The organism is Paenibacillus sp. FSL L8-0333 (genome assembly GCF_037965665.1).
GTDB lineage: Bacteria > Bacillota > Bacilli > Paenibacillales > Paenibacillaceae > Paenibacillus_AQ > Paenibacillus_AQ odorifer.
Map to the genome: position 1 here is coordinate 6,802,816 of NZ_CP150186.1, position 15,425 is coordinate 6,818,240.

13 protein-coding genes are annotated in these 15,425 nt (G+C 45.4%); all 13 read right to left on the minus strand.

Annotated features, from left to right (window positions below):
- Positions 1-30: 30 nt before the first annotated feature.
- A complete protein-coding gene (yycH, locus tag NYE72_RS30320; protein ID WP_036677820.1) occupies positions 31-1,323 on the minus strand; it encodes a two-component system activity regulator YycH in 1,293 nt (430 codons plus the stop codon).
- The gene (gene walK / locus NYE72_RS30325) at positions 1,320-3,149 is read right to left on the minus strand and encodes a cell wall metabolism sensor histidine kinase WalK (protein ID WP_036677817.1); all 1,830 of its coding nucleotides are present in this window, start codon (positions 3,147-3,149) and stop codon (positions 1,320-1,322) included. The genes yycH and walK overlap by 4 nt, the downstream gene beginning before the upstream one ends.
- Entirely contained in the window at positions 3,149-3,880 is a 732-nt protein-coding gene (gene yycF, locus NYE72_RS30330; protein WP_036677815.1) for a response regulator YycF, read from the minus strand. The genes walK and yycF overlap by 1 nt, the downstream gene beginning before the upstream one ends.
- Before the next feature lie 191 nt (positions 3,881-4,071).
- On the minus strand, positions 4,072-5,619 hold the full coding sequence (locus NYE72_RS30335; RefSeq protein WP_094901082.1) for a M23 family metallopeptidase: 1,548 nt from the start codon (positions 5,617-5,619) through the stop codon (positions 4,072-4,074).
- Between the two features lie 317 nt (positions 5,620-5,936).
- Positions 5,937-6,581, minus strand: a complete 645-nt coding sequence (locus NYE72_RS30340) for a hypothetical protein (protein ID WP_076132908.1) — start codon at positions 6,579-6,581, stop codon at positions 5,937-5,939.
- Between the two features lie 190 nt (positions 6,582-6,771).
- Positions 6,772-8,058: an adenylosuccinate synthase gene (locus tag NYE72_RS30345; protein ID WP_036677809.1), complete on the minus strand. Its 1,287-nt coding sequence runs from the start codon at positions 8,056-8,058 to the stop codon at positions 6,772-6,774.
- Positions 8,059-8,269: 211 nt separating this feature from the next.
- Positions 8,270-9,631: a replicative DNA helicase gene (dnaB, locus tag NYE72_RS30350; protein WP_036677807.1), complete on the minus strand. Its 1,362-nt coding sequence runs from the start codon at positions 9,629-9,631 to the stop codon at positions 8,270-8,272.
- A 1-nt stretch (position 9,632) separates the two neighbouring features.
- Complete coding sequence (gene rplI / locus NYE72_RS30355) at positions 9,633-10,079, minus strand: 50S ribosomal protein L9 (protein WP_036677804.1); 447 nt, start codon at positions 10,077-10,079, stop codon at positions 9,633-9,635.
- Entirely contained in the window at positions 10,076-12,082 is a 2,007-nt protein-coding gene (locus tag NYE72_RS30360) for a DHH family phosphoesterase (protein WP_036677802.1), read from the minus strand. The genes rplI and NYE72_RS30360 overlap by 4 nt, the downstream gene beginning before the upstream one ends.
- An 11-nt stretch (positions 12,083-12,093) precedes the next feature.
- Positions 12,094-13,011 carry a DUF2232 domain-containing protein gene (locus NYE72_RS30365; protein ID WP_036677800.1) on the minus strand — a complete coding sequence of 306 codons (918 nt, stop codon included), beginning with the start codon at positions 13,009-13,011 and terminating at the stop codon, positions 12,094-12,096.
- A gap of 6 nt (positions 13,012-13,017) precedes the next feature.
- A complete protein-coding gene (locus NYE72_RS30370; RefSeq protein ID WP_170914153.1) occupies positions 13,018-13,320 on the minus strand; it encodes a MazG-like family protein in 303 nt (100 codons plus the stop codon).
- A 223-nt stretch (positions 13,321-13,543) separates the two neighbouring features.
- On the minus strand, positions 13,544-13,969 hold the full coding sequence (locus NYE72_RS30375) for a CBS domain-containing protein (protein ID WP_036677795.1): 426 nt from the start codon (positions 13,967-13,969) through the stop codon (positions 13,544-13,546).
- Between the two features lie 194 nt (positions 13,970-14,163).
- Positions 14,164-15,189 carry an LCP family protein gene (locus NYE72_RS30380; protein WP_038573960.1) on the minus strand — a complete coding sequence of 342 codons (1,026 nt, stop codon included), beginning with the start codon at positions 15,187-15,189 and terminating at the stop codon, positions 14,164-14,166.
- Positions 15,190-15,425: the final 236 nt, after the last annotated feature.

A 15,425-nucleotide genomic window follows, 5' to 3' on the forward strand; every position in this document is an offset into this window, starting at 1 on the left:
CTCCTAATTGTTATATGAGCCATTTGTCCATTAATTTAAAGTAAGAACGCTGCCATCACTAAGTGTAACTTTCCAGACAGGTATCAGCTCCAGATGATCTTCCTTCACCTCAGGTACATAAGCAGGCGTTAAATCCTTCACTGCCGAAGTTTTACTGACCAGAGACAACCTATACTCCAGATCCGCACCTCCAGATAGCTCCACTACCTTTTTTACGGCCTTACTTTCATCTATATAGATTAGAGAACGTTCATAAGAGGATACTGTTCCCTGCTGCAGTTCCAGATTTATTACACCATACTGTAATGATGAATTGCTCATTATCGGATAGGAGCCGTACGGATAGGAGCCATAATATTGTTGAAAAGAGACCTTTCTCTCCTGTCTGCCTTCCTCTGTAGCCTCCAAACGGTAAGTCCCATTCCATCCGCCATGCTGGTTCACAAATTCTACAGCTTCCAAAGCATCCTTGGCAGGGGTACTTTCTCCAGCTGGAAGCGCCGCAGGGTCACTATAGCTCATCCAGTTCTTACCCTGGTCCACCTGAAGGCTCCGTTTGCTATCCGTATAAATCTCCGAGCCGTTTTTCTCCCGAATATATCTAGTGCTTCCAACATCGAAGAAAAGATTACTCTGCATTTGCTCTATGGTGTACATCCCGGAAGGCATGTCTACCTGAACCAGAGAAATCTTACTGTCTGGCACATAATAATCCCCGCTTACGGTCTTGTAAGGCGTCCAATTCTTACCGAAATCAACATGCTGCTGCACATCCTGAACCGTTAAATCCGCTTTTGCCGCTTCGTATATGATGTCGCCTCTCGTACTGAAGAAAATAGCATGGGCCTTGGAATCATTCTTAATGTTATAGATCCAAATGCGATCAATGCTTTCTCCTTCAAAAAGGGAATCTGGCGATAACTGCATCACCCGCTGCAATAACGTTACCGGAATGCCCGCTCCGAATGAAAGCTCAATCCCAGGATTCTCATTGCGGATCTTATCCCAATCATAATCCTGTACCGAGTGCCGTTGGAAGCTTTCGAAGCCACGACCTTTTAAGCGATTCATGATCAAGCTATAGAACGTAGAGTCCGGATAAAAAAGCGTATGTTTGCCTTCTCCCATATGGATGATCATTTTGTCAGGGTATAACAGGTTCTCTACCTTCTCTTCCGGACCCATATTATCTGTCTTCACATACAGGTTCTCAGAAAGCACTGCTGAATCAGCACCAGGCAAACGGTAGATCAAATAATAGCTTTCAACCAGGCTTCCGAGCACGAGCAAGGCTAGAATGCATGATTTGATTCGTTCCTTCATGCCTCACTCCCCCTTTGCTCGTTCAAAGGCAAGGTAAAGGTTACCTTTGAACCTTCATTTAGCTCGGATTGCAGGGAAATGGAGCCTCCATGTGCCTTCACAATTTCCCGGGCAATGGAAAGGCCAAGGCCGGTGCCTCCCATGTTCCGCGAACGTGCCTTATCCACGCGATAAAATCGTTCGAAGATCCGCTCGATATCCTTTTTCGGAATCCCTATCCCCGAATCACGCACAGAAATGGAGAGCATTCCATCCTCATTCTTCAACGCTTCCAGTTCAATCGTACCGCCTTCTGGCGTATATTTTAGCGCATTGGAGACCAAATTCCCCAAGACCTGATCGATTTGATCGCGATCAAGCCACGCCGTGGTAACATCTTTGCGGACCCTTGTACTTATATCTATACGCTTCTGCCGAATTTGAAAAGAAAAACGATCCGCCACATCCTCCAGCATCTCGGTAATATCCGTCTGCTGAATTCGAAGAAGAGCTTCCTTGGAATCCAGACGGGAAAGATGCAGCAAATCCGTGACCAGACGAATCATCCGTTCTGTTTCGTTGCGAATAACCCCAACAAATCGAACCGCCAGCTGCGGATCTTCAAGTGCTCCATCATCCAGTGCTTCAACATAGCTTTTAATAGTGGTAAGTGGTGTTCTTAGCTCATGCGAAACGTTCGCCACGAACTCACGGCGTGATTCCTCCAGATTCTCCTGTTCGGTGACATCCTGCAGCACAGCAATTGTGCCGGCAATGCCACCCTCACGACGATGAATCGGAGTAAACGTCACTCTTACGATATTAGAATCTTCTCCACCCATATGAGTCAGATGAAGCATTGCAGATTGGGCATTGCCTTTAGCCAGAGATCCGCTTTGTTCGTAATCTAAGCCCAACAATTTATCTAGAGGGGCACCTTCCGGCAACGGTCCTTCATTTCCGAGCATCAGCGCTGCCCGCCGATTCATCAGAATCACTACTCCGTTCTCATCTGTAGCCACGACACCATCACTCATGTTCGTCAGAATAGAGGTAAGCTTCTCCTTCTCCTCTTCATTCTGCGAGAGTGCCTCACGCAATCTACCGGTCATATAATTGAACGCCTGACTGAGTTGTCCAATTTCATCATTGCCCAATACGGGCATTTTACGATTGAATCGGCCTTCAGCGACAGCCGTAGCATGCCTCGTCATTTCCTTAATAGGCTGCGTGATGGTGTGCGCCAGAATGACGCATAAAACAACCGTTAACGCTAGAGCTAACAGCAAACCTGAGATAAATACACTATTGATCCGGCCCATCGTGGCGTATAGATCCTTCATGTCAGCAGCAATATAGATTGCGCCCACTACCTTGTCACCCGAGAGCACAGGCTTGGCCACAACCTTTTTACGCACATTATCATCGGCAATAATATATTCCTCGTTATCACTGATGCCCTGCAAGGCCCGATTCACAACTGTCTGGGTGTTACGCTGCCCGACATAGTCATTCTGCGAGGGAACGGAAGTGGTGATGATTTTGCCGCTGGCATCCAGTACCTGAATCTCAGCCCCGTTAATGTACAGATTATTGACCATTCCGCGCAGACTTTCCACAGCGGTTTCCTCATCTGCGGTTCCAGCCTCACTACCAAATTTATCAGCAGTCAGGATAGACAACATCTCAGCACGTGCTTTAAGGTCCTTGGTGAAATTATCTGTTAACGAGTTCTTCATCGAGCTGACAAAATAAACCCCGATCAACTGCATAGCTATCAGAATTAGCAATACGTAAATAATAATAAGTTTTGCCTGAATTGTCCGGATAAAGGACCGCCACTTCATCACAGTCCTCCATTTTTAGGGCTATGCATCAAATAGCCGAGTCCACGCCGAGTATAAATATATTCGGGCTTGCTGGGGTTCTCCTCAATTTTCTCTCTTAGACGACGGATCGTCACGTCAACGGTCCGCACATCACCGAAATACTCAAATCCCCACACTGCCTGCAGCAAATGCTCCCGAGTCATCACCTTACCGGCATGTTTGATCATATAGTAGAGCAGCTCATATTCACGATGGGTCAAGTCAAGCGGCTCCCCGCCCTTATAGACCAAATACATATCTGTATCTATAAACAGATCAAAATGATAAATGCCCTGCTTATTCTCTGCTGGTTCACTCGCCATCCCCTGTGGTGACGGTTTATGCTGTCTCCGCATCTGGGCTTTAACTCTGGCCAGCAATTCACGTGTACTAAAAGGTTTGGTCACATAGTCATCAGCACCAAGCTCCAGGCCAAGTACCTTATCAATCTCTCCGTCCTTGGCTGTAAGCATAATGATAGGAATGTCCAAGTGCGCAGAACGCACCTCGCGGCAGACGTCCATACCATCTTTGCCGGGCAGCATAAGATCAAGCAGCATAAGATCGGGCCTTTTGGACAATGCCAGCTCCACTGCACTGTTGCCATCAAAAGCACAAATAACCTCGTAGCCTTCTTTTTCTAAATTAAATTTCAATATATCAGCAATAGGCTGTTCATCATCTACTACCAGAATCGTTCCCATCTGCATGTCCCAGCTTCACCTTCCTATCCTTACTTAATGATCATTCCTTTATTTTAACATACCTGTCTAACCGTCACATCCTACGAAATAAGCAATCCCCCTGCCCAGCAAAAAGAAACGGCTTTGCCGTCACTCGTAGATTAAAAAAAATAAAAACCGCCCGATTGAAATCGAGCAGTTAAAGGACAAAGTATGAATTATTGCAAATACTTCATTGGATTTACAGCAGTGCCATTCTTCCGAATCTCAAAATGCAGATGTGTACCCGTCGAACGTCCGGTGCTGCCCATTACGCCAATCTTGCCACCCTGCTCCAAGCGTTGGCCTGTAGAAACCGAGATGCTTTTTAAATGACCATAATAGGTCTGGTATCCGTTGCGATGATCTACAATAACTACATTCCCGTATCCACTCTGCACACCTGCAAAGATCACGGTCCCGGCATCAGAAGCTTTTATATTCCGATTGCTAGATACCATATCAATACCCTTATGGGCACGGCTCCAACGCTCGCCGAAGCTACTTGTCAGTGTCGCCCCGCTTACCGGCCAACTGAACATGCCTGTTCCTTCACCAACAACCTTCGTTCCCCGATAAACAACTTCTGGCAGCGAGGCTTGTATAACGGTCTGGCCTAACCATTCTTCTTGGACGACCGTACCATTTTCCTTCGTTACCCGATACTCCATTTCTTTAAGTCCAGTTTGCCCTGGACGAACGACTTTGCTTTTGCCTGCCGCTAGCTGATCGCTCGAACGCACAACCACTTCCGGCTCAGTCACTATTTGCTCAGTCACTTTTTCCACAGTTACTACTGTAACATCTGGTTGGGGTACCTTCAGCTTCAGTGTATCTCCAATCTTCAACGTCAGCTCTTTCACGTTAGGATTGTTACTATAAATCTCTTTTTGGGTGATTTCAAACCGTTTGGCAATCCCCGAAATCGTATCACCCTCTTGAACGGTATAAAGAAGGGGCGCCTCTTTACCTTCGGTAAGTGTCTGGACCGCTGCCTCCACATCCAACACTTTATTAGGATCTGCTTTGATAGGAACGATAGAAATATCTTCACTAATCTCTACCGACTCTACTTGCTCCGGAGTCTTCGCTTTTGCAGCAGATGAGCTGGAAGCAGCCGTTCTTGTTAGCTTACTAGCCGTCGTTGCTACTTCTGCTTGTGGGACATAATGATTTTTTACCCCTTCAAGCACAGCATTTGCAGTTTCCTGATCCTTAACTATGCCAACGGCCTTGCCATCTACCATCAATTGCACGCCTACCGCATAAGCTTTCAGCATTCCATCTAGTTTAGTAAGTGTCGCCTCACTATCAACTTCTGGCTTGTATGCCTTCTGCTCTTCTATTGTTATGCCCTCTGTTTGCAGCACCATGGTTGAGTTCGGATATTTCTCCTGATATTCTCGTTGTTTCTTATCGTATAGCTGGTTAAGCTGCGTCTGATCGGTAAGTTTTCCGACTTCTTCACCCTTCACCAACACTTGATAATAGGTAACCGTGTTAGCAGCTACATACTTTTTCTCTGCTCCAACCAACACCGTAGCTAGAAGCACAAGGCCGACAGATCCCAAAATCCAAGCACGCCGAAATCTGCGAGTACCTTTCTCTTGTTGAAAGTGTTTGGAGTCGTGATCGAAATTGTGGCTCTGTTGAACATTCGCCTCGGATTCTGCTGGATGTCCATCCTGCAGCTTGCTCATCCGACGCATGAACTTAAATCCCTTCATGAAACTCTCCCTTTCAGTCCGCTTTTACTTCCGACAAAAGCGGCCAAGCTAATTGTACGACCTCGATTATATAGATTACGTCCATGTAAATTTCTGCGTATACTAGTGCTTAATTCCTGCTTCTAATGAACCTATAAAAAAGGTTGTTAAGGAGGTTACAAAAAATTAACCTCTTGAGGTCCTTGTTTACTGTACCATAGCTTAGAGAAAAATTTCAACTTTAGACATAACAAAAAACCCGCCAAATACGCGGGTTTTTTGCGCAAATATGAAATTTTAACCTTTTTCATGTGTCTATAAAGTGACAATTACAAATGCTATTGCGTAGATTCTGTAGTTGGTGTAAGCATTTTCATTATGCTCTCATATTCGTCTGCATCAACATATTTTGCAATTACCTGCTGCAGCTCTTTAACCTCATCTTCTGTTAATCCATCCTCCATCGCTGTTGAAATTTTTGCCATCTCATCCTGGGGTAGTTTGGACATCAAAATATTGAATATATTTACCTTCTCTTCCGATGGAAGATTATCTTTAAAGTCACTGAGTGCCTCAGGTGTCATTACTAATTGTTGGTCACCAACACTTCCACTTCCGTTATCAGCTGAACTTTCGGTTGTAACTTGCCCCATAACTGGTAAGGCATCAGTCGGAGTATTATCATCTACGGGCTCACCCTTGCCTTTAGCTGGCGAATCCGTGCTTTTGTCGGTCTCCTTGCTAACTGTACTCCCTGTGGTTACTTCTTTATTAGCTGTATCCGAGTCAGATTTGTTATCCATGCCAATAATGCTCCGAATCATTCCTCCAAATCCCGGACCGGGAGTATTCACTTTAATATCGAAGCTAGCCAGTACCGACTGAATATAAGCATTTACAACCACGCCCGTTGTTAGAATTGAAAGAGTGCTGGCAAGTACCACAATCAGACATACGCTAAGTGCACGCTTCACGATCTTCATCTTCATTTCTCCTCTCACCTATGTTCAAGTCTATCTGGTAGATCATGTACATGTTCTTCTATACATCCAGTATTGACTAGAACCGGCCTTGGGAAACGTCTAGGCATAAATCTAGGCCCCAAAAGAGAGATATATAGTCCTCAGAACAAAAAAAAGAGCCTCTAACGAGGCTCCTTAGTATAACTAGGTTTTAGATATAAATTGGCAATACTTGATTCGTCTGCTCACGGTTACGACCCACTGAGAAGATAGCAATCGGAATACCCGTAAGCTCAGATACACGTTCAACATATCTGCGTGTATTGGCTGGAAGATCATCCAACGTTTTTGCAGAAGTAATATCTTCGCTCCAGCCTGGAAGCTCTTCATATACCGCTTCGCATTCTGCCAGCATTTTGAGGCTAGCAGGGTAATGAGTAATTACCTCACCACGGTATTTGTAGCCTGTGCAGATCTTCACAGTCTCAAGTCCGCTAAGTACATCCAGCGAGTTAAGAGATAGCCCTGTGATTCCACTTACACGACGAGCATGACTCACAACTACACTGTCGAACCAGCCTACACGGCGCGCACGTCCGGTAACTGTGCCATATTCATGACCTGTTTCACGGATATAATCACCTGTTGCATCATTCAGCTCTGTAGGGAACGGGCCATCTCCAACACGAGTGGTATAGGCTTTTGCAACCCCAATAACCTGTTTGATTTTGGACGGTCCCACACCAGAACCTATGCATACCCCACCGGCAGATGGGTTGGATGAAGTAACAAACGGATACGTACCTTGATCGATATCAAGCATTACTCCTTGCGCACCTTCAAACAACACTTTGCGATCCGCATCAATGGCTTCATTAAGAATAACAGAGGTGTCTGTTACATAATTACGCAGCACTTCTGCATATTCCAGATATTGAGTCAGAATCTCTTCTACGTTAAGAGCTTCCGCACCATAGACCTGTGTAATCACTTGGTTCTTCTCTTGCATCAAGGGGCGGAGTCTCAGTTCGAATTCCTCAGCGTCCATCAAGTCAGCAATACGGATACCGTTGCGTGCTGCCTTATCCATATAACAAGGACCGATACCTTTACGTGTAGTACCAATCTTGTTCGGACCCTTACGGTCTTCTTCGAGAGCATCCAGCACCATATGGTATGGCATAATGACATGAGCACGATCACTGATCACTAAGTTCTTAGTGTCAAAACCGTTCTCGTGAATATAATTAATTTCTTGGATCAAGGCAGCCGGATTAATAACCATTCCGTTACCAATTACACAAGTTTTCTCTTTATAAAATACACCCGAAGGGATCAAGCTGAGCTTAAACTTCTCACCGTCAATCAGAATCGTGTGACCGGCATTATTGCCCCCTTGATAACGGGCGACCACATCTGCACTTTCCGCTAGAAAGTCAGTGATTTTCCCTTTACCTTCGTCTCCCCATTGTGTTCCCACGACGACTACCGTTGACATGTTCATTCCTCCGTAGGTGCTACTTAGCACCATTATTTTTCATAATATGGGCCCTATACGTCATTCTTATGTACGTGGCCCTCCGGACGCCAAGCAGATTTAACCCGCTAAAGGACAATTCTCAGTGTAACAGCGGTTTTTTTCAAAGTCAAATAAAACGAACGATTACACAAAGAAATGTGCAATCGTTCGGGAATTATACATGTCAGGTTTAACCAGCAAAGGGTTCCGCATGTGCTCGCTCGTAGTTAACGAACTTGTTGAAATTTTTAAGAAAGACCAGTTCTACCGTGCCTACGGGACCATTACGCTGTTTAGCTATAATGATCTCAATAATATTCTTCTTCTCCGTATCCGCATTGTAATAATCATCACGATACAGAAACGCAACAATATCGGCATCCTGCTCGATAGAACCCGATTCACGCAAGTCACTCATCATTGGACGTTTATCCTGACGCTGCTCTACACCCCGGCTTAACTGCGACAGGGCAATAACCGGCACATCCAGCTCACGGGCAATCTGCTTCAATGTACGAGATATATCCGATACTTCCTGCTGACGGTTCTCTCCGCCTTTACCGCGGCCCTGAATGAGCTGCAAGTAGTCGATGACGATCATGCCAAGTCCTTTTTCCTTCTTCAGTCTCCGGCACTTTGCACGAATATCGGTTACCGTGATACCTGGTGTATCGTCGATATAAATCTCCGCTTCAGATAGAGACTGAATGCCCATCGTCAGCTTGGACCAATCATCATCACTCTTGAAGTCACCGGTACGCATAATATTGGCATCTAGGTTGGCTTCAGCACAAATCATCCGCTGTACCAGCTGTGGCGCTGACATTTCCAGACTGAATATCGCAACAGTTTCTTTAGCGCGTACTGCCACGTTCTGTGCAATATTCAGGGCGAATGCAGTCTTACCAACAGATGGACGAGCCGCAACAATGATCAGATCGTTACGTTGGAATCCGTTAGTCATATGATCTAAATCCACAAATCCGGTTGGGATACCTGAGGTACCCCCCTTATTTTGATGAAGCAACTCAACCTTGTCGAACACTTCCATCAAGACATCGCGGATCGCAATAAATCCACTGCCGCTCCGCCGGTTGGAGATTTCAAGAATACGCCGCTCTGCATCACTCAGCATATCGGCTACATCTTCACCGCCAGTATAACCTTCGCTCACAATTTGCGTGGCTGTGCGAATCAAACGGCGCAGCATGGCTTTCTCTTCGATAATCTGGGCGTAGTATTCTACGTTAGCAGCAGTAGGCACGGCATGCGCCAGCTTAGCTAAGTAGCTAACACCACCAATATCTTCAAGCTCTCCTTTGTCCTGCAGTCTGGACGTAAGTGTAACAAGATCAATCGGCTGGCTCTCTTCTCCGAGCTGCACCATCGCCTCAAAAATCATTTGATGCGCTTTATCGTAGAAGTCTTCAGTATTCACCCGTTCCATTGCAGTAATGAGCGCTTCATCCTGCAACAGAACCGCACCAATTACCGCCTGCTCGGCTTCAAGATTCTGCGGGGGAACCCGATCGAAAAAGAGATCTCCACCCATGTTACTCCTCCGTTACCTCAACCTTAAGTGTGGCCTTTACTTCAGTATGCAATTTTACGCTTACTTGAAATACTCCTATATGGCGAATTGGCTCACCTAATTCAATCTTGCGCTTATCAATAGTAATTCCTTTGGTGGAAGCCAGTGTCTCAGCAATCTGTTTGCTTGTAATAGCGCCGAATAAACGTCCGCCTTCACCTGATTTTGCTTTCATTGTCAGTGTTAACTCATCAAGCTTCTTACCCAATTGCTGTGCTTCTTCTTTTTCGTTATCTTTACGGCGTTGTTCAGCAGCTGCTTGATTCTCCAGCGTCTTCACGTTGCCTTCCGTTGCCGGACGAACCAATCCACGTGGCAATAAGAAGTTGGAAGCATAACCTTCGGATACCTCTTTAACCTGACCTTTTTTACCTTGACCCTTAACATCTTTTATGAAAATGACCTTCATTCGAATAACCCCTCTTTCGATTCGATTTCCGCCAGCACCTGCAGTAATCTGGCTTCTGCTTCTTTACATGTTCCTTCAAGCTGTACTGCGGCATTGGACAGATGCCCACCGCCGCCTAATTTCTCCATCACGACCTGTACATTCATACGTCCGAGTGATCGGGCACTAATGCCAATCAGGCCGTCAGGCCGCTCGCTGATGACGAATGAAGCGACTACGTTGGTCATCCCAAGCAGCGTGTCCGCAGTCTGAGCAATAAGAAGCTGCGGGATTTTCATGCCTGGTGCCGTAACTACGAGCGCGATTTGGTCATACACCATTCGCGCATGTTTGATAATTTCGGCTTTGGAAATATACTCCTGTAAATCCTCCTTCAGCATGCGCTGAATAAGTACGGTATCGGCACCATTCCGGCGCAGGAAGCCTGCCGCCTCAAAGGTACGCGAACCCGTATGGAGCGCAAAGTGCTTTGTATCCACCGTGATCCCCGCTAACAACATTGTAGCATCCAGCGGACTGATCTTTACCTTCTCATGGATATACTGAAGCAGCTCTGTCACCAGCTCACAGGTCGATGAAGCGTAAGGTTCCAAATATACCAATACAGCATCATTAATGAACTCTTCACCTCTGCGGTGATGATCCACCACTACGATTCTGCTGGCATATTGTACTAGCCGCGGCTCCATCGTCATAGACGCCTTATGTGTATCCACAACAATAAGCAGGGTATGCTCTGTCATGATCTGTAGGGATTGCTCCGTTGTGATGAATGACTTATATAAATCGTCATCCTTACGAATCTGCTCCATCATGTTAGTTATCGATGGATTTGGAGTCTCCATCACAATGCTAGCCTCTACATTATACATCTGCGCAGCCCTTAACAGGCCGATTGCAGCACCCACAGCATCGATATCCGGTGTCCGATGACCGAGGATCAGCACACGATCGCTCTCCTGCATCAGATCCCGCAAAGCATGCGCAATGACCCGCGCCCGCACTCGGGTACGCTTCTCAGCAGCATTACTCTTGCCACCGTAGAAGGATAACCGTTGGCCTGCTTTTACAGCCGCCTGATCACCACCTCGGCCCAGCGCCATGTCTAGACTGGATTGGGCCAATGCCCCTAATTCACTTGCGGAGTCTGCGCCAAAGGCCAGACCAATACTCAGTGTCATAGGTACCTTGAGATCAGCAGTCATTTCTCTGACTTCATCTAGAATCACGAAGCGGCTCTCTTCCAACGCTTGCAGGCTACGATGATTAAGCAGCATTAGATAACGTTCCGAGGACAACCGCCGCAGATAAACCTCAAACTGCTTACTCCATTCAGTGATCTCACTCGTCACCTTAGCAATCAGCGAGGTTCGCTGTTGATCATCCATTCCTTGAGCGGATTCATCCAGGTTATCCATCATCACTATGCCGATCGCCAGCTTCTCATCCTCATACCGCTCACGTAACACCACAAGCTCAGTGATATCATACAAGTAAAGAATACGCTCACTCGGAATAATGACAGCTTGATAAAATCGTTCATCCACGGTGATCTCAAGGCGGGTGTCATGGAGCACACCTTCTTTGCCGACCTCCCGCTTACCCGCTGCAGCACCTGTAAAAAAAGACTGCATATCAGGCAATAATTCTTGCAGTGATTCCCCAACTAAAGACTTGCGTGCGAAAATATCGCCGGCATAGCGGTTATTCCATTCCACCGTTCGATCCTCGCTAAACAGAATGATTCCAAGCGGCAGCATGCTGACTGCTTCGCCCTCTACCCGCTTAATGCGGAAAGACAGCCCATTAATATATTCCACCAGATTACGACGGAACGAGATCTCCGCTTTCAACATATAGAAGCATAAAGTACCTGACAGAAACAGGCCGGCGACCCCAAGCGCCCAGTTATAGACACTGACAATTATAATAAGGACCAACAGCAGCATGAACGCCCATACGGTATGATAGCCGTGCCAGCGTCTTTGCAGAAATTTAGGCATGAACTCTCACCCTATCGTTTCGATTTGGTCACATACTCCCGCAGTGGGAACGCAAGATCAATAATACCAATAATGCGCAGCGGCGGCAGTAAAATAACCGGTATCGCTAACAAAACGGCAGACATCTTGTTCCATTTGCGTTCATGCGCCAGGAAGAAGAAAAATCCGATGGCCTGAATCATAAAGCCAATTCGCAGCAATGGCAGAAGATTGGCAGAAATCATGAGGATGAAATTGTTCTCCGACCCTGAGAAGAAGAGCTGTAGAACAACACCAATCAGATAGTACCAAATAAACGATCTCGAAAGTCTCCATTCACGTGCAGGCTTCATCTTAGGCACTGCATAATTCATACTGTTCAGAATCGGGCGGGCAATAGCATGCGTAATCACAGCAATCATGAAGGAGCTTACGATTAGAGTCATAGGGATCATTTGGACCGTCATATGACTTATCTTGTTTACATCCTCAGTTGAAAATCCAATATCAGTGAGCAGAGGATTGGTAGTTCCGAGCTCGGACAGAGGTGAATTAACCATTTGCAATACATCGTTCACATAGGTAGACAGGTCAAAATTAAATAATGCCGTACCCAGCAGCAAAAGCAGCAGGAACTGTGCAAGAATCGTAACCGTACCTGCGATCACAGTAGACATAGCCGGGGCATGTCTTTTATACCAGCGCCCCATAACCAGAGCCGGTATTAAGAAATACGCAGCTATCAACAGATAAATTGGTGTAATCAAGCCTACAATCAGCAACACCGGCAATACATGCAGCACAAATTGTCTCGTGTTCAGTGTAGTAAACAACACTACTGCCGGAACAATCATAAACAGGGTAGTGATGATGAGGAGTGGAGTCGTTAAACTAAGCAGCAAAAGTAAGTATGCTACGCTCCAAGCCACAGATGACCAGCGAAATTTCAACAGTATTCACCTCTTACGCATATGTTCTTCTAAAGCAGATATATCTTGGTACCAATCTTCCAGTTGATGCCCTTCCTGCTTGTGCTTTCTAAGCTTCTCCAGTAGCAAGTCATCTAAAGAACGATAAGGAATCCCTAGTCTGCGGCCCAAAATATAAGAGCTCATAATCAAGCTAGCCAGACTGTCACCGACACGGGTAGTACTGCCTTCCCATAACGCTTTAAATAACCGTGAAACTTGATCAATCACTTCGGTTTTCAGCCATTCAATTACCTTGGCGCGCTTGGCTACATCCAGATCCTTCGGCACATTGGACACGTCTCTCTACCTCCGGCAAAAAGCTTTATTCTCCATTATAGCATAAAAAATTCGGTGTCACACTGGACGCCCCGCGCCCCTTAAGTATGCTTCAATCCATGCTGACTATGCCTCTTTTTGGAGAGGAGCTTTCTTTAAAAAAGACCCGCATTCCGTTATCGCCGGAAATACAGGCCTTGTTCCGATAGCTTCTATAACCGCGAATACACTGGGACTATAATGATTCCTGTGATTGTCTTGTTACAAATTTCTCGCAATACTCTATGACTTGACTCCGGCGAACAATTCCAATAAACCGGTTCATATCATCGACCACAGGTACAAAGTTCTGCACCTTAGCCAAATTAATTAGATCTTCCATATCCGCATCAATCGAGACCGGCTTGTTATTCATACGTAATGGAACGTCCTTCAGCAAAAATTTTGAAGCGTTCTCAAACGAAACCTTGCCCTCCGACTCTTTCATGTACCAGAGCAGATCACCTTCCGTTACCGTGCCGGCATACTCTCCATTACGGTTAAGAATCGGGACTGCTGTATAGCGGTGAAACTCCATCCTCTCAAGCGTTTGGCGCAGCGTAGAATCGAGCGTTACGCAGGCCACCTCCTGTTTCGGAAGTAAAAAAAATGCAATATTCATCTCTTGATCCTCCTCAAAGAGTTCCGAAGGAATTACGGTTCTTTAACTTCCTTTTACTGCCATACCAATGTGATTATACGTAGCAGCTAAATAATAGTTCCAATTCATTATAACATGAAGACAGTAAGCAGCAGCCATGAGAATGTTTATGGCTGCTGCAATTTATTTATATGAGTTTAGCTTTCCAATTAGAATTACTGCGTAACTGCTGTTGCTTTGGGCTCGAGTGCATTACTTGCTTTTCCCGGCTCAATCAGTTGATCTACTGGTGTTCCTGCATTCATCCAATTATCAATCAGCGCCTTAGCTTCACGCAAATCCTCTTCATCAACGATATCATAATAAAGTCCGTCAATACGTTTTCCTTCGCCCATTACCGTAAAGCTTGAGATATCCATGTCTTTGCCGCCCATGAATTTCTTGGCCAGACTAATGATCATTGAAGGCTCTATATCGGTCTTAAAATTATCGCCCATAATATCCAGCAGCTTTGGAATATTGCCGATTTGGCTGATCGATAACATTTTATTAGCTACAACATCAATAAAAACCTGTTGGCGTTTGGTCCGGTTAAAGTCACTATCTTCACGGTAGCGTGTATAGTTAAGTGCTTCTTGACCGTTATAATTCGACTTTCCACCCTCGATCGTAAACTTTTCATGGTCCTTACCCTTGTTTACAATGTCCTTCTTGATTGGCAGCGGAACGCCTCCAATAGCATCAACGGCATCCTTGAGCCCTTGAAAGTTAATGGTGGCATAATACTGAATATCATGCTCCAGCAGTGCTTCCAGAGTATCCTTAGCCATTTGCTGCCCACCAAAAGCATAAGCATGGGTAATCTTATCTTTTTTATTATCGTTATGGCCAATAATCTCGGTATACGTATCACGTGGAATAGAAATAAGCAGAATTTTGTAATCCTCTGGGCGAACAACAGCATACATCATCGTGTCCGAACGTGCGGTTTCATTGTCGCGTTGATCAGTCCCGAGCAGCATCAGCGAAAATGGATCGCTTTTGTATACAACCGGCTCTGGCTTAACCTTATTCTCATCCTTAAGTGGCTGGTAAGATTCTTCTTTCAGCTTGCTTTCTACCCGATCGGACAAAAAGAGGTCAAAAGCTAATACGGCCAAAGAATTCCGAAAGAGAAAACCTCCCGCTATAATAACGACGAGAACAATTAGCGCAATGTATCTTTTCTTTATTTTTTTCATCTTTGATTCCTTCTTTATTGTAGAATAATTACACGTACCATATATTTACAATGCCTCCTGATCGTTCTCAGGCAGTCATGGTTTTATTTCTCTCGGCGACGAATTTACTGTCCCTTATTCCATTATCTTATTGTCCCCCCTTTCAGGAAATTCGGGTCATTCTAAATTATAGAAAAAAAGTTTTTTTGCGTTTTTAAAATAATATGGGATAAAACAATATTTCTATTGTAATCACT